Below are 23,002 nucleotides of genomic sequence, written 5' to 3' on the forward strand. Positions count from 1 at the left end.
CGCCGCCCCGGCACCTCTCAGTGCGGCAGCCGGACGGGCGCGAGTTCACCGTGCAGCAGGGCCGTCCCGAGCGGGGTGAGGGCGTGGATGACCGATCCGCCGTCCCGTCGGCTGCGGGCCAGGTTGGCCTCGCGCAGGGCGCTCACATGCTCGCTGGCCGAGGGGGCGGAGACCCTTAAGCGGCGGGCCAGTTCCCCCGTGGTGGCCGGTGCGTCGAGTGCGGCGAGGATACGGGCCCGGGTGCGGCCGAGGAGGGTGGACAGCGCCTGCGGATGACAGTTGCGGGTGGTGGCCGGTGCCCAGGCCGTGGAGTGTTCCACGGGGTAGACCAGCACCGGTGGCAGGCCGGGGTCGGCCAGCGCGATGGGTTTGCGCCAGCAGAAGTGGGACGGGATCAGCCGCAGCCCGCGCCCGCCCAGCCGCAGCTCGCGGTCCTGGGGGTAGTCGACGTACAGCACCGGGGGCTCCCAACGGAGCGCCGGGCGGAGGCTGTTGAGCATGCCGTCGACACCGCCCCGGCAGAGGGCGCGGGCCCGGGCACCGCGGTCGGAGTCGACGGTGGCGGCCGCCTCGGTCCAGTCGGGGGCGATCACCGCGCGGTGCACCTCCCGGAAGGCGCGGGCCAGTTCGTCGAGCGGCTCCCGGCTTCCGGCGGCCAGTGCGCCGGTCCAGCGCGGGAGCCGGTCCGGCAGCCCGGCCCGCGCGGATTCCGCCGTCAGCCGGACCGGGGAGGTATCCCGCAGCGCCGCCAGCCCGGCGGCGAGCCCGTCGCGGGCCGCGTCGGGGGTGAGGAAGTCCGGGAAGTAGCGGGCGTCGGCCGGGGCCAGTGCGCTGATCAGCCGGGCGGCGCGGGTCAGTCCCCGGGCGTCGAGTTCGCGGCGGGCGCGGGCGCGCCAGGCGCCGTACACCGGCACCCCGCGCCCCGGTGGGACGACATGGTGCAGGGCGAGCACCGTTTCCCACAGTGGATCGGGTTCGGCGGCTATCTGTACCCGCGCGACATCCCGGTCTTCGAAGTGAATACGCAACATGCGGCCCCCGCGGCATGCTCATGACCCTGTGACCAGGGCCCCCCGTTCGGGACCTGGTGGCACGGCCCCGCCGCCAGATTGCCGGGTGGGAACGGGGGTGTCCAGGGCGAGTGGTGGCATGCCGCCTGCGCGGGTGGTGAAGCCGGGGAGTGCGCGGCGCCCGCGGTCAGGCCCCGCTCGCGAGCCGTTCCGCCAGCCGCTCCAGGAACACCCGCTGGCCCGCGACCAGCCGCGTTCGCGCCTCGTCCGGGCCGCACCAGGCCACCCGGTCGATCTCGGGAAAGGCGGCGAGCACCCCGGAGCCGCGCGGCCACTCCATCTCGAAGGTGCCGGGCACCACCTGCTCCGGATCGAGATCGCTCTCGACGGCCCAGGCCGTCACCACCTTGCCGCCCGACTGACGGATCTCGCCCAGCTGGTGACAGGGCCCGTCGGGAGGCGGTATGCCCAGCTCCTCCTCGAACTCCCGCCGGGCCGCGTCCCACGGCTCCTCCGGCGGTACGTACTCGCCCTTGGGCACGGTCCACGCCCCCGCGTCCCGCCGCTCCCACAACGGCCCGCCCATGTGCGCCAGCAGCACCTCGACCCCGGTCGCCGTGCCCCGGTACAGCAGCAGTCCGGCACTGCGCTTCCCGGCCATGGCGCTACGCGTCCCCGCCGTCGTGCGCGGTGAGCACCGTCTCGACGGTGTCCGCCTCGGCCGCGGTCTTGTCCTCCCGGTAGCGCACCACGCGCGCGAAGCGCAGGGTCACACCCGCCGGGTAGCGCGAGGAGGTCTGGAGCCCGTCGTAGGCGATCTCGACGACGAGTTCCGGACGCACCGTCACGACATGGCCGTTGTCCGCCACCGCGAGCTCCCGCAGCCGCTCGGTCTGCCAGCCGAGGACGGCGTCGGTGAGCCCCTTGAAGGTCTTGCCCAGCATGACGAAACCGCCGTCCGGGTCCCGCGCCCCGAGGTGGAGGTTGGACAGCTTCCCGGTGCGCCGGCCGTGGCCCCACTCCGCGGCCAGCACCACCAGGTCCAGGGTGTGCACGGGCTTGACCTTCAGCCAGGCGGCGCCGCGGCGGCCCGCGCTGTAGGGGGCGTCCAGCGCCTTGACCACGACGCCCTCATGGCCCCGGCGCAGGGTCTCGGCCCAGAACTCCTCCGCGGCGGCGCGGGCTGCGGGGTCGGCGGGGTCGGTGACCACCTGGCGGCGCACCCGCAGCGGCTCGGGGACCAGCCGGGCCAGCTCCGTATGCCGCTGCTCGCCGGGGAGTTCCAGCAGGTCGCGGCCGTCGACCGACAGCACGTCGAAGAAGACCGGGGACAGCGGCAGCGCGGCCTGCGCGGCGGAGACGTCCACCCGCGAGCCGAACCGCCCGGCGACCCGCTGGAACGGCACCGGCCGGCCCGCGCCGTCCAGGGCGATCACCTCGCCGTCGAGGATGAAGCGGGCGGCCGGCAGCTCCCGGGCGAGGGCGGTGACCTCGGGGAGCCGGTCGGTGACCTCGTCCAGGGTGCGGGTGTGGATCCGGACGTCCGGTCCGTCGCGGTGCACCTGGACGCGGATGCCGTCGAGCTTCTCCTCCACGGCACAGGCGCCGAGCCGGTCGACCGCCTCGGCCACCGACTTGGCGCTGTGCGCCAGCATCGGCCCGACGGGCCGGCCGACGGTGAGCCGGAAGTCCGCGAGCGCGGCCGGTCCCTCGGCGAGCAGCGCCCGCGCCACGTCCGGCAGCGAGCCCGCCAGCATCACGGCGCGCCGTACGTCCGCCGCGGGCACCTCGGTCGCGGCGGCGAGCCCTTCGGCCGCGATGGCGTCCAGCGCGCCCTGCCGTACCTCGCCGGTGAGCAGACCGGTCAGGAACCGCTGCTCCTCGGCGGTCGCCGCGGCGAGCAGCTCCCGGACGAGTCCGCGCCGCTGCCCCTGCGCCCCGGATCCGGAGACCCGCGCCAGGGCGGTCAGCGCGGTATCCACCTCGCGTACGGTCAGCGTGGCGCGGTCCGCGGGCGGCACCGGTTCACGCAGCACGCTCCAGCCGATCCCGATCCGGCCCTGGGGCAGCCGTCCGGCGAGATACGGGATGACCACCGGGACGTCCTCCGGCGCCGCGGCCCGGAACAGCCCGGCCAGCAGCGCGATCTTCCGCGAACGCGCCCGGGTGGCGGCGACGTCTCCCGATACCTGTGCGAGATGCGCCAGCAGCATAGGGCCATGGTGCCCCCGCGGCGCCGTCCCCGCTCCCCCTGGGGGCAGCTCCGCGCCCCGCCCCCGGTGGCGTCACGGGGCCAGGTAGGAGTGGAAGCGGTTTTCCGGGTCCCACTGCGCCTTGATCTCCTGGAGGCGGTCCCAGGTGGCGGGGGTGTAGGAGCGCCGGGCCCGTGCGGGGTCGGCCTCCAGGTCGGTCTCGGCGATGTAGTGGCAGCCCTCGCCCCGTGGGTCCGCGGCGGCCATGGCGTCCCGCAGCCAGCGCGCGTTGTCCTGGTCACCGGCCGGGTCGTCCCAGACCGCGTAGCAGACGAGGTAGGACGCGCCGAGCGGGGCGAAGGCCATGTTCCGCAGCAGTGCGGGTTCCTGGGAGACCGGCTGCACGGGCGAGAGCACCAGGGACTTCCCGGAGGGGGCGTGGGCGACCGCGTCGGCGATCCGGGTCAGCTGGGTGGCGTGGCTCTCCGGCGACCACAGGGTGTCCGCCGCGTACCGGTGTGCGGGCGGCCAGATGGCCGCCGCGCCCTCGTGCAGCGCGGCGAAGGACACCGGCGTGGGCGGTTGCCGGGTGACGGCGCATTCCCCGAAGGGGCAGTCGGCGAACGGCTCCAGCGCCTGCCGGGCCTCGTGCTCCGTGGCGGCGAACGCGGTGGCGGCGACCGTGATCCGGGGCCCCCGGGGAGCGCTGGTGGCCGGGGGGCCGGAGGCCGCGAGGACGAAGGCGGTCTCGACGTACGGCGGGAGGCGGCGCGCGAGCGGCTCCGCCCACTCCGTCACCTGCCGGACATCGGCCAGCGGGAAGGTGAGGGCGGTCGTCAACACCGAGGCCGGGTGCGGGTGCAGGGCGAGACGGAAGCCGGTGACGGCCGCGCAGAATCCCGGCCCGGCGCCCCGGGCGGCCCAGAAGAGGTCGGGGTGCTCGGTGTCGCTGCAGATGACCGTCCGCCCGTCGGCGGTGACGGCCCGGATCTCCCGCACATCGGCGCAGGACGCCCCCCAGGCGCGGGAGTTCCAGCCGAGACCGCCGCTGAGCAGAAATCCGCCGACCGCCACCGTGGGACAGTGCCCGACCGGGAAGGCCAGGCCGTGCGGGGTGAGGGCGGCGACCAGGTCCTGACCGGTGGCGGCGGGGCCCACGGTGGCGGTGGCCGGGGCGGTGCCCTGGGCGGGTGTGATACCGCACTGCCGGAGCCCGGAGAGGTCGAGCAGCAGGCCCCCGTCCCGGAGGGGTGAACCGGACCAGTTGTGCCCGCCGGAGCGCATCGAGACCCGCAGGCCCTGGGCACGGGCCCAGGTGACGGCCTGCACCACATCCGCTTCCGTGGCGGCCCGCACGATGAGTTCGGGGCGTCGCGGGGGCGTGACCTCGTTCCACACCGCGCCGGTACGGGCGTCCTCGTAGCCGGGGTCGGTCCGCCGGATCAGCGTGCCCTCGATGTCCGCCCCCACTGCCGGTGCCCGTGGGCGCATCGCCACCTCCTCACCAGATCTGGCCGGTGATCAGGCCGAAGACGCCGATGCACACCACGTAGCAGAGCAGCATCACCGCGACACCGGTCACCTGCACCCGGCGGGTGCGGGCCCGGGCGGGCACCAGCCAGAAGGCGAGCGCCCGGTTCACGGTCGGCATCAGCAGCCAGGTCAGTGCGCTGACGCTCAGCACATTGGAGAGGAACAGCCCGATGTACTCCCGGATTCCGAGCTTCTCCAGCCCGTATCCCACGGTCAGGTTGAGCACCATCACCGTCGGATAGAGCGCCAGCACAACGGACATGGCCTGTTTCCAGTTGGGCGGTGCGCTCCGGTCCTCGCCGTGGTCGAACGAGAACCAGCCGCTGAACGACGAACCCACCTTGCTCATGTCGTAGGAGGTGAAGTATCTGCTCCCCTCCTCCAGCAGCTTGCTGCGTACGTCGGAGGTGAGCCAGTCGTCGAGGTAGGCACGCGACTCGAACCGGAAGACGACAACCCAGTTGTCCTGCACCCCCGCCACCGGCTCGAACAGCTCGGACCCCATGAAACCCGGCGCTTTCTCCTGCTCCTTGAGCGTCTTCTGCTGCCAGCTCAGAAACCCGTCCTCGCAGCCCGGCTTCACCTCGTGGGAGATCACGGCCGTGACCGCCTCCTGAGCCGGCTGAGCGGGAGTGCCGCCCTGGAGAACCTCTTGCGTCGGGGGGCTTTCGAAGAGTCCGCGCGCCTCGTCCAGCAACTCCTGCCGCCGGTCCGAATTCAGCCATGCGGTCAAATAGTCCATGGCGGAAAAGCGGAATACGGCCACCCATTCATTGGCATCGCCGGCGACCGGTGGAAATACCTCGGCGCCCACGAAACCCTTGAATTCGCCGGCCGCCCGATTCACCCGGTCCTGCCAGCGCTGATACTCGTCGGCCCGGCCCTCGCGCACCTTCTGCGAGGTCACAACGGTGGCGTTGAGCGCCGTGGGGTCACGGCTTGCACGGGAACTCACATCGAGTAGCCTAGTTCATAGGGGAATTATCGGGCAAATTGGGCATTTGTGCAGTCCGTTCCGCAGAGGACGCTGAGGAATCGATGCCGATCGGAGAGTCCGTGATGGAAGACAAAGAACTCCTCGCAGAGGCCGTACGGCTGGCCACGGAATCCGTGGAGAACGGCTGGGGCGGCCCGTTCGGCGCGGTGATCACACGCAACGGCGAGATCCTCGCCCGCGGGCAGAACCGCGTTCTGCTGACCGGCGACCCCACCGCTCACGCCGAGATGCAGACCATCAGCAAGGCCATCCAGGTCCTCAACCCTGAGGCTCCGTCAATCGCCGTGGAGCGTCAGAACGAGAGCACACTGGAGTACGTCGCCCGGCCCGAGGGTTCACCGGACCCGCTGCCGGAGCGCGCCCGGATGCTCCAGGGCTGCTCGATCTACATCAGCGGCGCCCCCTGCCCGATGTGCATGAGCGCCATCTACTGGTCACGGATGGACGCCGTGTACTACAGCTGCGACCTGGAGGACACCGCGCGGATCGGCTTCGACGACTCATTCCAGTACGAGGACTTCAAGCGGCCTCTCACTGAGCGGCGGATCAAGATCGAACAGATCCACCCCGAACTGGGCGCCAACGCCTATGCGGCGTGGACCGGCCGGCCCGACCGGCACGCGTACTGACGACGGATCACGGCCCGCCGCGACGGCACAGTGACCGTCGCGGCGGGCCGCTACCGCGCCCCGGCCCCCGAGCCGTCCGGACCGAAGCGTTCCGGGCGGCTCACTCGTACATCACGTACTCCGGCTGCGGCCGGAGGGCCAGTACCTCCTTCGGCGTCATCAGGCGGCTGCCCTCGGCGTCCTCCTCGTAGAAGAGCTTGAAACCGGTGTGCAGGCCGTCGGGCAGATCGTGGACGAGCTTGCGCCAGGTCCCGCGCTTCAGACCGGGCGAGCCGATACCGTCGGCGCTCTTGATCAGCGCCACACCGGGCTGGGGGCGCAGCGCCGACTGCTCGCCCACGACGGACGTGGCGACCTGGTGGAAGACCAGCGGCTTCTCCGGCAGATCGCGCTTCTCGACCAGACCGGACAGATAGCGGGCGACCTTCGTCAGTTCATGGCCGTCGGTATTCCCGTAGGTGTCGCCCGGCACCTCGCCGGAGCCCATCTCCCACTCCGGGTCCAAGGCGATCCCCACGTCCGGGTGGACGAGCCAGTCGCGCAGCGCCTTGACCTCGTCGAGCACCGCGGCACGGCCCGGCTGGATGTTCAACAGCAGCAGCCCGCGGCGCTCGCGCGCCACCCGGTGGAAGCGGCGGATGGTGGCGGCGGGCGTCCGTGAGCGGTACATACCGTCCGGGCCGGCCGCGGAGTTGGCGACCGTCGCCAGGAGTTCGAGGACCGGCAGGGGTTCGCGCCCCGCGGCGAAGGAGTGCGCCACCTTCTCCGCCTCGGCGGCCCGCCGCCCGGGGTCGCCGGTCCCGAGCCGCCCGAGCGCCGCGGCGCCGGGCAGGCCGCAGAACCCGGCCAGCCGGTATCGCGGAAACAATTCCCGTCCGCCACGCGGGAGTTCCGGGCGGCGTCGCTTCTTCGGGCGGCCCGGGGACGCGGAGCCGGACGGGCCCGGGGAACCGCTCCCGGCCGACGCGGAGGACCCCGGCCGCCCCGGCGGTGAGGCCCTGGACGCGGAATCGGCACGTGAGGACGTGCCCGCGCAGGCCGTGAGCAGTCCGAGCCCGGCCGCCGTCGTGACCACGAGCATCCGGCGCCGGCTCGCGTCCGGCGCGGGTACGGGGTCGCGGCCCGCCGTCCCGCCCCTGGATATCTCTGTGTCGGTGCGCCCTGACACCTTGTCCGCCATGCTGCCTCCGTCCCCCGGCATCCGGCCGTCGACCGGCCGCCGGTTGCCCTGCGGACCGTTCCGTTCCGGTCCGTGCAGTGCGCATCTCCAGACCCTCCGCGGCAAAACCCGGGGTGGTAACGATCAAGCCAGGTTGACCGCGGCCGCTCACCAGGGCCTCGCCCGCGGCTCGGTCCGCGTAGCGTGAGTGTGTGATCAGGCCCCGACGCCTCGAAGCCCTGGACGACTCCCCCGCAGCCGTCCGGCACCGCACCCCCGTCCGCCGCCTCTGGTACGCCGCGTACGGCTCCAACATGCATCTCGACCGGCTGACCGCCTACCTGGCCGGGGGCCGGCCCGCCGGTGGGCTGCGCAGCTACCCGGGCTGCCGGGACCCCCGCGGCCCCGCGCGCACGGCACCGGTCATGCTGCCGGGCCTGCTCTACTTCGCCACCGAATCGGACGTGTGGACCGGCGGCAGGGCCTTCTACGACCCCGATGGCGGCCCGGCCCGGGACGGCCTTCCGGGAAGCGCCGAACTCCCCTCCCGGGCCTACCTGCTGACGCTCTCCCAGTTCTCCGACATCGCCGCTCAGGAGATGGGCCAAGAGCCCGGCGAGGATCTCGATCTCACCGAGGCCGTGACCCGCGGGCGGGCCCGGATCGGTCCCGGACGGTACGAGACGCTGGTGTGCACGGGGCTGCTGGACGGGGACCCGGTGGTGACCTTCACCGCCCCGTGGAGCAGCCAGGACATCACCATGAACGCACCTTCGGCGGCCTATCTGCGGCATATCGCGGCCGGCATCGTGGACTCCCACGGATGGAGCGCCCGCCAGGCCGCCGCCTACCTCGCCGGCTGCCCGGGGGCCGACGGCCACTGGACGGCGACGGAGATCGCGGCACTGCTCACCGACCCGTCCTGACCGGCACCCTCGCCCCGGCACGCCGGGCGCACGCGTACGGCCGCCACCGCGCCCGCGCCGGGCACACTGGAGCCGTCCGGCCGGTGTCGGCCCGGCCCCGTCGACCGCTGCGAGGACCGCGATGAGAAAGATCATTGTGTGGCTGTCGGTGTCCCTCGACGGCTTCTTCGAGGGCCCGAACCGCGAGATCGACTGGCATCTGGTCGACGACGAGTGGCACCGGTACGTCAACGACGAGCTGCGGCAGATGGGCGCCTTCCTGTGCGGGCGGGTCACCCATGAGCTGATGGCCGGATTCTGGCCCACGGCCCACGCCGATCCCGCGGTGACCGGCCCGATGGCTGAATTCGCCGGGATCTGGCGGGACATGCCCAAGATCGTGTTTTCCCGGACCCTGGAGCAGGCCGGCGGGTACCACACCACCCTCAAGCGGGAGGTCGTCCCCGAGGAGATCATGGCGCTCAAGGCACAGCCCGGCGGCGATATGACGCTCGGCGGCCCCGACCTCGCCGCGTCCTTCCGGGAGCACGACCTGATCGACGAGTACCGCCTCTACGTCCATCCGGTCATCCTCGGGCGGGGCAGGCCGCTGTTCCGGCCGTCGGACACCAGGACCGGCCTGGAACTCGCCGGGACCAGGACCTTCGGCAACGGCGTCGTCCTGCTCCACTACCGCCGTGCCCGGGACGCCGGGGCGGGGTGAGCTCCGGAGAGCGCTGCCGCACCCCGGCTCAGGGGGCAGGCCGCTCCGGCGGGCCGGGCAGCCCGAGCAGGTCGGGCAGATCGGCGAAGGAGTCGAGCACCCGGTCCGGGGTACCGGTGGCCGCGCGATGGGTTTCCGGCAGGTATTTGCCGGTCTTGACGAGCACCCCGGTGAGCCCGCAGCGCTGGGCCGCCAGCACATCGGACTCGATGTCGTCGCCCACCATCAGCGTTTCCGGCGCCGCGGCGCCGAGCTGCGCCAGGGCGGTGGCGAAGAACGCCTCGGCCGGTTTGCCGGTGACCACCGCCTCGACACCGGCGGCCCGTTCCAGGCCCGGCAGAAAGGCCCCGGTGTCGAGGTCGAGCCCGTCCGCCGTACGCCAGTACAGATTGCGGTGCATGGCGACCAGCCGGGCACCGCGCTGGAGATGGCGAAAGGCGGCGTTGAGGGCCGCATAGCCGAATTCCTCGCCCGCGCCGCCGAACACCACCACGTCCGGCGCCTCCCGGTGCTCGTCGTCGGCCCTTCCCCCGACGATCTCCACACCCTCCAGATCAGCCCGGACCTCGCCGCTGTTGATCAGCAGACAGCGCGCGTCCGGATGGTGGGCGCGCAGGTAGGCGGCGGTGGCGGCGGGTGCGGTCAGAATGTCGTCGACGCCTACGGGGAAGCCCTCCCGGGCCAGCCGCCCGGCGACCACGGCACGGGTCCGTGAGGTGGTGTTGGTGACCAGCAGCAGCGGGAGCCCGGCCGCGCGCAGTCGCCCCATGGCCGCGACGGCGCCGGGCAGCGCCTTCCAGGACACGGTGAGCACACCGTCGATATCGATCAGAACCGCTCCGATTCCTTCCATACGCCGACGGTAACCACGGTCGGCCGGGGCCGGGCGGACGGCCGGGCCCCGTCCACCGTCCGACTTGCGAAGGAGCCGCGAATGGGGTTATTTCGAAGTGAGGTGTGAACGCAGCTCCCGTCTCCCCTGGCTAGGGGGTGCACACTGTGCTGTTCACTGACCGCGCGGACGCGGGGCACCGTCTCGCCGAAGCGCTACAGCACCTGGAAGGGGAAGAGCCCGTCGTACTGGGCCTGCCCCGTGGCGGCGTCCCGGTGGCCTTCCAAGTGGCGCTGGCGCTCAAGGCGCCGCTCGATGTGATCGTGGTCCGCAAACTGGGCGTCCCCTACCAGCGCGAGCTGGGCTTCGGTGCCATCGGCGAGGGCGGTGTGCGGGTGATCAGCGACGACATCGTCCGCCGGGGCCGGCTCGGACAGGCGGATCTGGCCTCCGTGGAGCACGCCGAGGCGGCAGAACTCGCCCGCCAGGCGGAGCGTTTCCGCGCCGGACGGCCACGGCTCTCCCTCGAAGGCCGGACGGCGATCGTGGTGGACGACGGGATCGCCACCGGCGCCACCGCGGCGGCCGCGTGCCAGGTGGTCCGCGCACAGGGCGCGGCCCGTGTGGTGCTCGCCGTCCCCGTGGCACCTCCGGACGCGGCCGACCGGCTGCGTACCTCGACCGATGAATTCGTCTGCCTCTCCACCCCGTTCGCCTTCTCCGCCGTCGGCGAGTGGTACCGGGACTTCTCCCAGACCCCCGACGACGAGGTCGTGGCGCTGCTGGCGCAGGCCGCGGCCGGACCCGGGCCGGAGCGGTCCGCGCCGTCCGCGGAGACCACGTCCCCGGGCACGGAGACCGCGGTGGGCAAGGAGGTCGGGGAAGTCGAGGAGGAGGTGGCGATCGACGCCGCCGGGGTCCGGCTCACCGGGGACCTCCAGCTGCCGGCCGGCGCCCGCGCGGTGGTGATGTTCGCGCACGGCTCCGGCAGCAGCCGGCACAGCCCGCGCAACCGGCTGGTCGCCGCCGCCCTGAACGAGGCAGGCCTGGGCACCCTGCTCTTCGACCTGCTCACCCCGGCGGAAGAGGCCCACCGGTCGAACGTCTTCGACATCGGCACCCTCGCCGACCGGCTGACGGCCGCCACCGGCTGGCTCCGGGACCGCACCGCCCTGCCGATCGGCTACTTCGGCGCGAGCACCGGCGCCGCGGCAGCGCTGTGGGCCGCCGCCACGCCCGGCGCGGACGTCGGCGCCGTGGTGTCCCGCGGTGGCCGCCCCGACCTCGCCGAACCGCTGCTCGTCGCGGTACGGGCACCGACGCTGCTCATCGTGGGCGGCAACGACAACGTGGTCATCGACCTCAACCAGCAGGCCGAGGCGGCGCTGCGCTGCGAGACCCGCATCGAGATCATTCCCGGCGCCACCCACCTCTTCGAGGAGCACGGCGCCCTCCAACAGGTCGCCGACCTCGCCCGGGACTGGTTCCTCAGCCATTTGGTGAAGTAGCGGGTCCCGCGGCGACCTGCGCGTCGGCCCTGCGGCCGGTGGCCGTTCGGCCGATTGCCTTCCAGCCGACGGCCGTTCAGCCGGTCGCCGGTCCTCAGTCGATGGTGCTCTCACCCATGGCGCTCCAGCCGCCCGCGCCCTCGGCACCAGGGCTGACGCGAGTCACATCCCGAACGACGTCCGTTCACCCTGGTGCGATATCGCTCCCCAGTCGTCGGTCGGTAGGCATCAGCTGCCACAGTTGGGGGATGCACGGAAACTTCTTGGCTCGACACCATGACCAGTTGACTGCGTGGCTGAGGGATGGAGAGGCCGAAAGCCTCAACGCATTCCTGGGCGCACACCACGAGTCCTTCGTGCTCGTGACGACAGATGGAGCGATCCTCGGCCTTGAGATGCTGCGCGAATCCCTGCGCAGTGCGGGCGGCAGCCAGCCTGGCCTGTCGATCCAGCTCGAGGAAGTCACCAGTATCACCCCCGAGGTGTACCGGTTCCTGGAGCGCCACATCGTGGACGGCTCCGTCGTGGACGTGCGGGTGGTGACTGCCGTAATGGAGGACGGGTTGCTGCTCAGCGTGCAGGAGACCGCCCGTCGGTAGCGGAACCAGCGGACGTCACGCTTCAGCGTTATCGATCTCGCGTGGCGCGTACTCGTTCTACCACCCGCATTGCCTGTAACACCTCGCCGCCCGAGCCGGCATCCGAACGGCACGGCGCCCGGTGGCACAGGCCGACAGCGTCCTTAGCGGGTGGCGATGGAAGCGCAGACGTGGTGGGCTGGCTACGAGTCAGCACCTGATGTTCAAACGTCTGATGTTTGTATAGAGTGCTGCCATGAAACGCATCAGCGCCCCGCGGCGGACCGCCAGCCTCTCCGCTCAGCTCGTTGACAGTCTCCGCTCCCACATCGAGTCCGGCGGGTGGCCGGTGGGGACGCGGATCCCGCCGGAACAGGCCCTCATCGAAGAACTCGGCGTCGGGCGCAGCACCCTGCGGGAGGCGATCGGTGCGCTGGTGCACCTGGGTCTGCTGGAGCCCCGAGCCGGCGACGGCACCTACGTCAGTTCATCGAGCGAGCTGCAGTCGGTCATGGTGCGGCGGGCGAGCTCCGCGCGGCGGGACAACGTGCTGGAGCTGCGGACCGTTCTGGAGGAGTACGCCTCCCAGGCCGCGGCCCTGCGCCGCGACGAGAGTCAGTTGCAGCAGCTGCGGGAGCTCCTGGCCGACGCCGATGCGGCCTGCGCCGATGAGGACACGTCCGCGGCCACGAACGTCGACGCGCTGTTCCACCGGGCCGTGGTCCGGGCGAGCGGGAACGACTTGCTGATCGAGGTGTACGACTACCTCGGCACGGCGCTCACCTCGTCCCTGGGGGGCTTGCCCTGGGACGCCGTCCATGCCGAGGAGCACGCCCGCCTGCACCGCCGGCTCGTCGACGCGATCGAAGCCCGGGACGCGGGCGGCGCCCGTGCCGCGGCGGCCGCGATCATCCAGCTCACCCGCGGCCACGAGACCGGCACACCACGAGCCGCGGAGGACCGGTGAGCGCGCGGCCGGCTTCCGTACCGGCTGTCCTGAGCATTGCCACCGCGGTCGCCGGACACGGCGCGGGACAGGACCGCCAGCTGCGTCAGCCCTCGCGCTGACACGAACACCCTGCCCACACGGCAACGCCGCCCACCCGAACGGGCTTTCACGGCCGAAAAGGAGACCACTCGTGTCCCACTCCCGACCCCCCGCCGCAGAACTCGACGCACGTACCGACCGGCGCAACGCCCACCTGTCCGCGACCGACGCGCAGTTTCATGACACCGCGCCCCTGGACGCCGTCACCGAGGCGATCCGGCGGCCCGGACTGCCGCTCGCCGCCCTGGTGGCCACGGTGATGAAGGGGTACGCCGACCGTCCCGCCCTGGGCGAGCGTGCCACCGAGCCGGTTACCGACCCGGAGACAGGCCGGACCACGCTGCGCCTGCTGAAGCGGTTCGACACGCTCACCTACGGCGAACTCTGGCAACGGGTGGGCGCGGTGGCCTCCGAGTGGCGGCACCACCCCGAACACGCGATGGGACCGGGTGACCTCGTCGCCGTTCTCGGGTCCACGAGCTCCGAGTACACCGTGGTGGAGCTGGCCTGCATCCGCTCCGGCATGGTGTCCGTTCCCCTCCAGGCCGGTACCTCGGCGTTACACCTGGCCCCCATCGTCGACCAGACCGGACCGCGCCTGCTCGTGGCGCACGTCGACCACGTGGCGGTCGCGATCGACATAGCGGCGAACGCCCCCTCGCTGGGCCGGATCATCCTCATCGGCCACCACTCCGAGATCACCGCCCACCAGGAGGAGCTGGACTCCGCGCGCGGCCGGCTCGCAGCGCAGGACCGAGGCGTCACCCTGGACACACTGGCATCGGTCATCGACCGGGGAAGGACGCTGCCGTCGCTCCCCGAGGTTCCCGACGGGTCGGCAGCCGACGCGCTCAGCGCACTGATCTACACCTCGGGCAGTTCCGGCACCCCCAAGGGCGCCATGTACACCGAGCGCCTGGTCAGGCACTTCTGGATCGATTTCGTACCCGGCCAAGCGGTTCGGCCCTCCATCGTGCTGAACTACCTGCCCTTGAGCCACATGATGGGCAGGGGCGTACTGTTCAGCACGCTCGCCAAGGGAGGCCTCGCCTGCTTCACGGCGTCCAGCGACCTGTCGACGCTCTTCGAAGACCTCTCGCTGGTCCGACCCACCGAGTTCCTCATGGTTCCCCGCATCTCCGACATGCTCTTCCAGCACTACCGGGCCGAGTTGTCCCGCCGCACCGAGCCGGACGGCGATGCAGCCGAGCAGGTGATGGAGGAGCTGCGGGAGAAGGTCATGGGCGGCCGCCTCCTGTGGGCCGTCACCGCCTCCGCTCCACCGAGCGACGAGCTGACGGCGTTCGTCGAGAACTGCCTCCACGTCAGGCTGTCCGACGGCTACGGGTCGACGGAAGCCGGCATCGTCTCCCTCGACGGCCAGGTGCTGCGCCCGCCGGTGACCGACCACAAGCTGGCCGACGTACCCGAGCTGGGATACTTCGCGACCGACTCACCGCACCCCAGGGGCGAACTGCTGATCAGGTCCGACCGGCTCGTCCCCGGCTACTTCCGGCGCCCGGACGCCACCGCCGAGGCCTTCGACGAGGATGGCTTCTACCGCACGGGCGACATCATGGCCCGCGTCGGCCCCGACGCGCTGAGGTACGTCGACCGCCGCTCCAACGTCCTCAAGCTGTCACAGGGCGAATTCGTCACGGTCTCCCGCCTGGAGGCGCTCTTGAGCGGCAGTCCGGTCGTCCGGCAGATCTTCCTGTACGGCAACAGCGCCCGCGCCTACCTGCTCGCGGTCGTCGTGCCGACGCAGGACGCCCTCGACCGCGCCGACGGGGACCCCCGGCGCATCAGGCCGGTCCTGCGGGAGTCCCTGCAGGAACTCGCCACCGAGGCGGGACTGAACTCCTACGAGATCCCCAGGGACTTCCTCATCGAGAGCGAGCCGTTCACCCAGGAGAACGGACTGCTCTCCGGAATGCGCAAGCCGCTGCGGCCCGCCCTGACGAAGCGTTACGGCGAGCACCTCGAAGCGCTGTACACCGAATTGACCGACCGCGAGGCCGACGAACTGCGAGCACTGCGCCGGCTCGGCCCCGACCAGCCCGTACCGGAAACCGTGCTCCGGGCCGCACAGGCGCTCCTCGGGCAGCAGAACGGCGGCCTGGAGCCCGGCGCACGCTTCCTCGACCTCGGCGGTGACAGCCTGACGGCACTGTCGTTCTCCCAGTTGCTGAAGGAGATCTACCGCGTCGATGTTCCTGTCGACGTGGTCATCAACCCGGTCAACACGCTGCGGCGGGTGGCCGACCACATCGAGCGGGCGCTCGCGTCGGAACACCTCCGCCCTACCGCCGACAGCCTCCACGGCCCTGACGCGACGCGACTCGACGCGGCCGACCTACGGCTGGACGCGTTCCTCGACGCACGGGCCATCGGGCGGGCCGAACGGCCGGCCGGTCCGCTGCCCGAGGCCCGGACCGTGCTGCTGACCGGCGCCAACGGCTACCTGGGCCGTTTTCTGTGTCTCGAATGGCTGGAGCGCGTGGCGCAGCGCGGTGGCACGCTGGTGTGCGTGGTCCGCGGCTCCTCCGCCGAGACGGCCCGGGCACGGCTGGAGGCGGCCTTCGACAGCGGCGACCCGGAACTCATGGAGCGCTACCACGAGCTCGCCGCCCGGCATCTGCACGTGATCGCCGGCGACATCGGGGAACCGAACCTCGGCCTCGACGACAGGACTTGGCAGCGGCTGGCCGACACCGTCGACCTGATCGCCCACCCGGCGGCACTGGTCAACCATGTCCTGCCCTACGACCAGTTGTTCGGTCCCAACGTACGGGGAACAGCCGAACTGATCAGGCTCGCGGTCACCTCCCGAATCAAGCAGTTCACCTACCTGTCGACGGTCGCCGTCGTCTTCGGGAACGAGTCAGCGGCCGACGAGTCGGCGGACATCCGCACCGCCTGCCGGACACGCGGCCTCGAAGGTGACTACGCCGACGGTTACGCGGCCAGCAAATGGGCCGGCGAGGTGCTGCTGCACGAGGCGCACGAAAGGTTCGGGCTGCCGGTCGCAGTCTTCCGCTCGAACCTGATCCTCGCGCACCCGCGCTACCGCGGCCAGCTCAACATCCCGGACGTCTTCACCCGCCTCCTGCTGAGCCTGCTGGCGACAGGCATCGCACCCGGCAGCTTCTACGCCCGCGACACGGGGGACGGCAGCGCACACTACGACGCACTCCCCGTGGACTTCACCGCGCGGGCGATCACCTCGCTGGGTGACGACGCACGACAGGGCCACCGGACCTACAACGTGGTCAACCCGCACGAGGACGGCATCTCCCTCGACACGTTCGTCGACTGGCTGATAACAGCCGGGCACCCCCTGACCCGCGTCCAGGACCACGCCGAGTGGCTCGACCGTTTCGAGACCGCCCTGCGGGGCCTGCCCGACCACCAGAAGCAACATTCGCTGCTTCCTCTGCTCCACGCCTTCGCCGAGCCGCAGAAGTCACTGCCCGGGTCCGCCCTGCCGGCGGACCGGTTCCGTGCGGCGGTACGGGCCGCTGCCCTCGACGAGGAGAACGACATCCCTCGTCTGTCACCGGCCCTGATCACCAAGTACGTGGCTGACCTCCGGGCGCAGTACCTGATTTGACGCGCACCTGCGTGTCGGCGGACGGCACCGTCACGCTGCCTCCGGGCCGGCGGCACCGGTGAGGAAGACCGGCCAGCCGATGTCGGTCCGCCACAGTGAGAACATTTCGAGAGGGGCCGACGTGACCACCTGCATTGCCTGTACCGTCCTCCGCCGCAGGTAACAGCTCGTGCCGCGGGCGCAGAACGAGGTGCGGGCTTTGGTCTCGACGTCGTGGATCCCGGGGTACTTCTTGGCGGTGTCAGCGCGGTGGGCCTGCTCGGCCTGGCCCGCCGCCACGGTCTGCGTCCTACGTGCGCGGGCGCGGGGCCCGGTCTCGTGGACGGATGTTCGGCTGGAACCTTCCAGGCCTCTTGCGGTGTCCCGGTGCACATGAACGATGCACTTCTCAACGCGGTGCCCGGCGCGGCCGGCGCCGTGGTTCTCCTGTTCCTCGGAGCGTGGGAGAACGACAGACGAACCCGACGGACGGAGGCCCGTAAGGAAGCCGCCGCGGACCGGGCCGCCCTCGAAGCGCAGGCCAACGAGTTCGTGGCGGCGGTGCTGGCGGTGAAGGTGGCGGGCAATGCCCATGACCATCTGTATGGCGGATGGAGGGCGAGGGCGACGCTCATCATGCGGGTGGTGGCCGGGGTAGGCGCGGCCTACATCGGGTCTCCGCAGAGGGGGCTTCCGGCCGTGATGGCGGCCAGCCAGGCCGTGCACACCGCGACCGATCAGTGGGATCAGGACAGCGCGGCATCGGCTGCGACGCTGGCGGCACCCCTTGGCCGTCTGGGGACGGCCGTCACGCCGCTGATGAGGCGCCAGGAACCGGGACTCGCGGCCGCGGCAGACGAGGTGTTCACGGCGATCAGCGAGAGCTACGCAGACGAAGACCGGATCACCCAGGCCCTGACGGCGTTCCATGAAGCGCTGCGCCCGGCCCTTGAGCCCCCGGCGCCTCCCCAACGGTGGTGGTCCCTGCGTCGGAGGAACGGCGAGGGCGGGCCGCAGGCGAGTTAGTGGATGGGCGGGGGCGCTACACAGGTGCACAGAGCGATTCGCCTACCAGGGAAAACGCGGGCCCGGTTACACAGCCGGGCAATCGAGATCAGGGCCCCACTGCGCGACGGCTGCGGTGCGCTCCGCGGAGGCGGAGGTGAGCCGCAGACGGTGCACGCCTTCTCTCCTGTCAGCTGGTGCTCTCCACGCAGGTGGAGGTTGGTCGGCAGTGACCCACTCGGTCGTGCTCAGGGTGCACGTCTTCTGCGGGCGAGTGGCGGTGGCTGATGGTCAGGGCGGTCCATGGCCTTCGATTGCGTGTGTACAAACGATCAATGCCCTGAGTGCTTTGGGGCCGGGGCCAACGCTGTCCGATCAAGACCCGCCGTACAGTCTCTAGTCGGCGCGGCCTGTCGCAGCCACCGTTACACCCAGGCCGATCATCGCGAAGCCGCCGGCCCCGCCGATCATCGACAGGCGGCGGTCCGAGCGGGCGAACCAGGAACGGGCCGCCGACGCTCCCAGGCCCCACAGGGTGTCTGTGACCAGGCCGATCGCGACCGGGACCAGGCCCAACACCATCATCTGAAGGGGGACGTGGCCCGCCGAGTGGTTCACGAACTGTGGCAGCACCGCCGCGAAGAAGACGATTCCCTTCGGGTTGGTGATGCCGACGAAAAGCCCGTCCAGGACCGTGCGCAGGTCGCCCCGCCGCTCACCCGCCGGGGCCTCCATGTCCGCCGCGCGCATCTGTTTGCGGTGCCGGAACGCCTGCACGCCGAGGTAGACGAGATACGCCGCTCCGGCCATCTTCACGCCCATGAACACGGCCGCCGAGCTCTCCACCAGGGCGCCGAGGCCCCACGCCACAGCGATCACCAGGACGTATGAACCCACCAAGTTCCCGAGGACCGTTGCGAGCGCTGTGCGGCGGCCGTGTGCAAGGGCTCTACCGATCACGAAGAGCACGCTCGGCCCCGGAATCACGATCACCAGTAGGGACATCGCTGCGAACGCGAGAATGCTCTCCGTGGACACCATGCGCCCGTCACCTCCTGATATGCGTTCCAGGGGCCAATACAAACAGAGGGCGGACTGTCCACTCCAGGATCATCCACATGCCGATATCAAACCGGCCCGACGGGCGCTGTCCCGGGGGCCGTCGTCATCTGCGCGTCGAACGGGTCTTCTCCGCGCGAGCGGAGGTGAGCCTATAGGGGCCGGGCGTAGCGTCCACTCCCCCGGTCTTCTCCGCGCAGGCGGAGGTGTGCTCATCACTCGAGCGGAGGTGGACCGTGAGCTGCCGCTCTGCGCCCAAGGTCGTCAGTAGCCGACGCGGGAGGTGGCAGGCACGTCGAGATCGTCCTCCGGGGCGGCCTCGCTGAAGTTGTTCGCATAGACGGGTTCGATGAAGACGTTGCTGTAGTCGGGCTTCGCCGGGCGAGGGAGATCGGCAGCCATCGTGTTGTGCGGCTGCGGTGTTGAGAGGGGCATGAGGCTCCTTGGTGTTCTACGGCTGTAAGCGGTGGTCGGGCTGTGATGGCTCGCGAGGTCGGGCCGGCGTCCGACTAGCTTCTGGATGCTGCGCGGGCCAGCCAAATCGTCGGGGCCGATGCCGCGGCCCAGATGTCAGCGGGGTTCAGTTCCGCCGACGCAGCCGTGGAGACGATGCTGTCGGGCCCGTCCGGTGTGAGGTCGTACCGGGTGTCAGTTCGGCGAGAGGCTGCGAATCGCTCCAGATGCTCGACTCGATGATCATGATATCTGTATCGGGCCCGGCAGATCGTGTCACGCGACGCGTGGGGTCGCAGCCATGGAGGCTTCGAGTGCTGCGCTGCGCTCTCCGCGCAGGCGGAGGTGAGCATCAGGACACCGCACTGGTCACGGCGAGTTCTTTAGCCAGGTGCCGGGCGCAGACACTGCGGTGCGGCAGCGGGTCACGGCCGCACCGCACGCCACCCAGACCGGAGCAGGTTGCCGCTCCAGCCGCTTCGACGAGCGCGGGCCACTCCACTGTCGCCGCTGCCTCGGTTCGGCAGGGCTTGCACAGGCCGTCCTCGAGCGCGGGGCCGACCAGGAAGGTCCGGCAGCCGCACTCGCCGCAGGAACCACGCGGCGGGCCCTCCACCTTGCGCTGAGCTGGGACGTGGCCATCGTGCGGTCGGGCTCGCATTTGTTGCACACGCCGGACGGGCAGGGCTGGCTGCCGTGCTCCGAGCACGGTCCGGCGGCCAGCCGCTGCCCGCGACGTACGCGCTCCCGCTCGGCGCGGCGGTCGGCGACGATCGCCTTCCAGCCGACGGCCGTTCAGCCGGTCGCCGGTGCTCAGTCGATGGTGATCTCACCCATGGCGCTCCAGCCGTCCGCGCCCTCGATGGTGGTGCTCACAATGTCGGGGGTGCGGCGCAGCAGCGGGCGCATCTGCTCGATGGCGGTGCGGAAGTGGTCGGAATTGACATGCGCTGCGGCGGCATCGTCCTTGAATGCCTCGACCAGGACATAGGTGTTCGGGTCCTCGATGCTGCGGGACCATTCGAACCACAGGTTGCCGGGTTCGGCGCGGGTGGCCTCGGTGAAGGAGGCGACGTGCTGCGGCCACTCCTCGGCGCACTCGGGCTTCACGGGAAACTTGACGACGATAAAGATCATTCAGCGATTCTAGATCACGTGGCACCCGGTGCCGTCAACCCCTCACCGTGGTACCTCGGGTCAGCGCGATACCTCGGGCTCGGCCTCTTTCTCGCGGCTCAGGGATTTGACGAGCACTATGCCCAGCACGATCAGCGCCACGCCCAGCCACACCGGCCCGGCACCGCTGACGAGGACCACGATGCCCACCGGGGTCAGATAGCCCGCCAGCGGGATGAGCAGGCTGCTCAGCGGGGGTTCGGGCGGGCCGGGCAGGCCCCGTTCACGCAGTGAACGCGCCCGCACCACGTCCGGGTACCACTGGGTGAACTGCAAGGCCGCGATGATGGCCGCGATGGGGATGATCCAGCCGGTCCACGGGTTATTGGAATTGTGCAGCACGAGGTCGCCATAGGCCCCCGATATCGCCGCCACGGCGAATGCGGCGGCCCATGCACCCGTGATGTAGTAATTGGTCCGCAGAAAACTGGGCTCGCCCCAGAACTCGCGGGGCACCTGTTCCCGGGCGTACTGGAGGGTGAACGGCACCCGGCACGCCATGGACCCGAGGGCGATCGCCATCAGGGCGACGCTCGCGACCTCGCCCGAATAATTCTCCAGCCAGCTGTGCGTGCCCGGGGAGGCGAAAATGCCGATGACCGCCAGCACCGCGAAGAACACCACATCGGCGATCTCCAGAATTTTGAAGGAGGACCCGGGACGGCGTATACGGCCGACGATGACGATGGCCACGGCAAGGGCCAGGGCTATGGCGACGGCCAGCTCGAAGCGGCCCGGCCCGACCAGGACCGACATCACAATCCATGGCGACATTCCGATGACGGGGCTGTCGAGGAAATGCGACAGCCGGCCACCGGAGGCGGTGTCCGTCCGGCCTTGGGACATGGCAACAGCCCCTCCTGCGAGGCGGAACTCCCTTCCACGCTAGACCGCCGCCTGGGCTCCCTCTACTCGGGCGCGTCAGCGGTGTGGACGGGGCGGACGGGGCGGGTGAAACGGGCGGTGCGGCACCACGGCGGGGAGCGGGGCGGCGCCGGGCGCGGTGTCCAGCGCGGGAGAAGTGCTCGGGCGGGCGTTCCGGCGACGTTTCCGGTTGGGCATCGGGGCATGGCGTCCCGGGGGGCTCGGGGCGTGTCTCCGGGGTGGTTCAGGGGCGGGTCAGGGTGACCCCTGACGACGGCGCGGGGCGCGGGCGCGAAGCTGTTCGACATGAGCCTTTCTCCCTTGTCCCGCAGGGCAGTTGTGGGGGCCGCACTGTCCGGCGCGGTGGTCGCCGCGACGGCGGGCCCGGCCGGTGCCGCGTCCCGTCCGGGCCCGGCCCTGTCGTCGGGCGGCGGCCCGGCCCGCCGGAACCCGTCCGCCCCCGCCCCTGCCCCCGTCCCTCCGCTGAACGTGCCCGCGCTGCGGGCCGCCCTCGCCGATCTGGAGCATCCGGAGCTGACCGCGGCCCAGCTGCGGGTGAGCGGTTCGGCCGGGCGCTGGTGCGGCACCGAGGGCCTCGCCGACCGTGCCACCGGCCGCGCGGTCCATGAGCGGGACACCTTCCGGATCGGCAGCATCACCAAGGTGTTCGTGGCGACGGTGGTGCTCCAGCTCGCCGCCGAGCGCCGGCTGTCGCCGGAGCAGCCGGTTCAGCGTCTGCTGCCCGGTCTGCTGCCGTCGGGATTCCCGCCGATCACGGTGGCACAGCTGCTGAACCACACCAGCGGGCTGCCCGACGAGCAGGACCCGCCCTACGACCCTTCCTCCCCGGAGGACATCGCCCGGCACCGCTACGACCGGTGGACGCCCGAGCAGCTCGTGGCGCGGGTGTCGCACGGCCCCATGAAGTTCACCCCCGGCACCAAGCAGGAGTACCGGGGCATCAATTACGTCCTGCTGGCCCTGCTGATCGAGCGGCTGACGGGCTGCCGCTACGGCGAAGCGGTCGCGCACCGCATCCTGCGTCCGCTGGACCTGCGACACACCGCCGTGCCCGGCAACGACCCACGGATTCACCGGCCGCATGTGCACGGCTATATGAGGATGACGGACGGCTCCCTGCTGGACATCACCAGGTTCGACCAGTCGGCTGCCTGGGGAGAGGGCGAGATGATCTCCCGCACCGGCGATCTGGACCGCTTCCTCACCGCCCTGTTCTCGGGCGAACTCCTGCCGCCCCATGAGCTGGAGCGGATGTTCACCCTGCCGCCGGACGAGGTGCGCATGGTGGACGGCACCCCGGCCCGCTATGCCGCGGGCCTCCAGACCTTCACGCTCAACGGCATCACCCTGTGGGGCAAGACCGGCGAACGGTACGGCTACAGCTCGGGCATGTTCGCCACCCGGGACCAACAGCGCCGCGTGGTCTTCTCGTTCAACCCGACCCGGCGCGACGCCACCCAGGCACAGGTCTCCCAGCGCATAGCCGAGGCCCTGACGAAGGCGTGAACGGGGACCGCACAGCACTGTGGGCTCCGCGCGTCCGCTGAAACGCGGAGACGCGGAGCCCACCAGAACCCCATCGGCGAGGTCCGGTCACAGCCTTCGTTCAGGACTGGGGCCGCTTGCCGTGGTTGGCACCGTTCTTGCGACGTGCCTTCTTCTTACGACGGCGCTTCGATGACATACGTCTGCCTCCTCACTCACTCAGCGATGCTTT

Annotated in this window: 21 protein-coding genes; 9 read left to right on the forward strand and 12 right to left on the reverse strand. The window is 71.1% G+C overall.

Going from position 1 to position 23,002, the window contains the following annotated elements; genetic code table 11:
- Positions 1-17: 17 nt before the first annotated feature.
- The 5 genes from QT196_RS06310 to QT196_RS06330 form a co-directional block, all read right to left on the reverse strand.
- Positions 18-1,031, reverse strand: a complete 1,014-nt coding sequence (locus QT196_RS06310; RefSeq protein WP_266736401.1) for a winged helix-turn-helix domain-containing protein — start codon at positions 1,029-1,031, stop codon at positions 18-20.
- Positions 1,032-1,197: 166 nt separating this feature from the next.
- Complete coding sequence (locus QT196_RS06315; protein WP_290354516.1) at positions 1,198-1,671, reverse strand: NUDIX domain-containing protein; 474 nt, start codon at positions 1,669-1,671, stop codon at positions 1,198-1,200.
- Between the two features lie 4 nt (positions 1,672-1,675).
- A complete protein-coding gene (locus QT196_RS06320; RefSeq protein ID WP_290354517.1) occupies positions 1,676-3,223 on the reverse strand; it encodes an ATP-dependent DNA ligase in 1,548 nt (515 codons plus the stop codon).
- 72 nt (positions 3,224-3,295) lie between these two features.
- Positions 3,296-4,693, reverse strand: coding sequence for an FAD-binding oxidoreductase (locus QT196_RS06325; RefSeq protein WP_290354518.1), 1,398 nt, complete (start codon positions 4,691-4,693; stop codon positions 3,296-3,298).
- 10 nt (positions 4,694-4,703) lie between these two features.
- Positions 4,704-5,690, reverse strand: coding sequence for an antibiotic biosynthesis monooxygenase (locus QT196_RS06330; RefSeq protein ID WP_248001047.1), 987 nt, complete (start codon positions 5,688-5,690; stop codon positions 4,704-4,706).
- Between the two features lie 83 nt (positions 5,691-5,773).
- Here QT196_RS06330 and QT196_RS06335 point away from each other — a divergent pair, with 83 nt between their 5' ends.
- Positions 5,774-6,361, forward strand: a complete 588-nt coding sequence (locus QT196_RS06335; RefSeq protein ID WP_266736393.1) for a nucleoside deaminase — start codon at positions 5,774-5,776, stop codon at positions 6,359-6,361.
- A 100-nt stretch (positions 6,362-6,461) separates the two neighbouring features.
- On the opposite strand, the gene QT196_RS06340 is transcribed toward QT196_RS06335, so the two are convergent.
- Positions 6,462-7,229, reverse strand: coding sequence for a hypothetical protein (locus QT196_RS06340; protein WP_290354519.1), 768 nt, complete (start codon positions 7,227-7,229; stop codon positions 6,462-6,464).
- A 503-nt stretch (positions 7,230-7,732) separates the two neighbouring features.
- Here QT196_RS06340 and QT196_RS06345 point away from each other — a divergent pair.
- Positions 7,733-8,446, forward strand: coding sequence for a histone deacetylase (locus QT196_RS06345; protein ID WP_290354520.1), 714 nt, complete (start codon positions 7,733-7,735; stop codon positions 8,444-8,446).
- A 121-nt stretch (positions 8,447-8,567) separates the two neighbouring features.
- On the forward strand, positions 8,568-9,149 hold the full coding sequence (locus QT196_RS06350; protein ID WP_290354521.1) for a dihydrofolate reductase family protein: 582 nt from the start codon (positions 8,568-8,570) through the stop codon (positions 9,147-9,149).
- A 28-nt stretch (positions 9,150-9,177) separates the two neighbouring features.
- Here the strand turns inward: QT196_RS06350 and QT196_RS06355 are convergent, their stop codons facing one another.
- On the reverse strand, positions 9,178-10,002 hold the full coding sequence (locus QT196_RS06355) for an HAD-IIA family hydrolase (RefSeq protein WP_290354522.1): 825 nt from the start codon (positions 10,000-10,002) through the stop codon (positions 9,178-9,180).
- A 146-nt stretch (positions 10,003-10,148) separates the two neighbouring features.
- Here QT196_RS06355 and QT196_RS06360 point away from each other — a divergent pair, with 146 nt between their 5' ends.
- From QT196_RS06360 to car, 4 genes are all read left to right on the forward strand, one after another.
- Complete coding sequence (locus QT196_RS06360) at positions 10,149-11,489, forward strand: phosphoribosyltransferase family protein (protein ID WP_168478013.1); 1,341 nt, start codon at positions 10,149-10,151, stop codon at positions 11,487-11,489.
- A gap of 248 nt (positions 11,490-11,737) precedes the next feature.
- A complete protein-coding gene (locus QT196_RS06365; protein ID WP_168478018.1) occupies positions 11,738-12,088 on the forward strand; it encodes a hypothetical protein in 351 nt (116 codons plus the stop codon).
- 235 nt (positions 12,089-12,323) lie between these two features.
- On the forward strand, positions 12,324-13,034 hold the full coding sequence (locus tag QT196_RS06370; protein ID WP_168478019.1) for an FCD domain-containing protein: 711 nt from the start codon (positions 12,324-12,326) through the stop codon (positions 13,032-13,034).
- A 172-nt stretch (positions 13,035-13,206) separates the two neighbouring features.
- Positions 13,207-16,728, forward strand: a complete 3,522-nt coding sequence (gene car / locus QT196_RS06375; protein ID WP_290354523.1) for a carboxylic acid reductase — start codon at positions 13,207-13,209, stop codon at positions 16,726-16,728.
- A gap of 30 nt (positions 16,729-16,758) precedes the next feature.
- Here car and QT196_RS06380 read toward each other — a convergent pair whose 3' ends face one another.
- On the reverse strand, positions 16,759-17,007 hold the full coding sequence (locus QT196_RS06380; RefSeq protein WP_290354524.1) for a hypothetical protein: 249 nt from the start codon (positions 17,005-17,007) through the stop codon (positions 16,759-16,761).
- A gap of 93 nt (positions 17,008-17,100) precedes the next feature.
- Here QT196_RS06380 and QT196_RS06385 point away from each other — a divergent pair, with 93 nt between their 5' ends.
- Positions 17,101-17,733, forward strand: a complete 633-nt coding sequence (locus QT196_RS06385) for a hypothetical protein (protein WP_290354525.1) — start codon at positions 17,101-17,103, stop codon at positions 17,731-17,733.
- Between the two features lie 375 nt (positions 17,734-18,108).
- Here the strand turns inward: QT196_RS06385 and QT196_RS06390 are convergent, their stop codons facing one another.
- The 4 genes from QT196_RS06390 to QT196_RS06405 all read right to left on the reverse strand — a co-directional run bounded on the left by QT196_RS06390 (position 18,109) and on the right by QT196_RS06405 (position 21,246).
- Positions 18,109-18,753 (reverse strand): LysE family translocator, encoded by a 645-nt coding sequence (locus QT196_RS06390; RefSeq protein WP_266736368.1) that lies wholly within the window; start codon positions 18,751-18,753, stop codon positions 18,109-18,111.
- A gap of 282 nt (positions 18,754-19,035) precedes the next feature.
- Positions 19,036-19,206: a hypothetical protein gene (locus tag QT196_RS06395; protein WP_168478024.1), complete on the reverse strand. Its 171-nt coding sequence runs from the start codon at positions 19,204-19,206 to the stop codon at positions 19,036-19,038.
- 831 nt (positions 19,207-20,037) lie between these two features.
- Positions 20,038-20,361, reverse strand: coding sequence for a putative quinol monooxygenase (locus QT196_RS06400; RefSeq protein ID WP_168478025.1), 324 nt, complete (start codon positions 20,359-20,361; stop codon positions 20,038-20,040).
- Positions 20,362-20,421: 60 nt separating this feature from the next.
- Positions 20,422-21,246 carry a hypothetical protein gene (locus tag QT196_RS06405; protein ID WP_290354527.1) on the reverse strand — a complete coding sequence of 275 codons (825 nt, stop codon included), beginning with the start codon at positions 21,244-21,246 and terminating at the stop codon, positions 20,422-20,424.
- Between the two features lie 324 nt (positions 21,247-21,570).
- On the opposite strand from QT196_RS06405, the gene QT196_RS06410 reads away from it, so the two are divergent.
- Positions 21,571-22,791, forward strand: a complete 1,221-nt coding sequence (locus QT196_RS06410) for a serine hydrolase domain-containing protein (protein WP_168478027.1) — start codon at positions 21,571-21,573, stop codon at positions 22,789-22,791.
- Positions 22,792-23,002: the final 211 nt, after the last annotated feature.

The organism is Streptomyces sp. P9-2B-2 (assembly GCF_030406865.1).
Taxonomy (GTDB): domain Bacteria; phylum Actinomycetota; class Actinomycetes; order Streptomycetales; family Streptomycetaceae; genus Streptomyces; species Streptomyces platensis.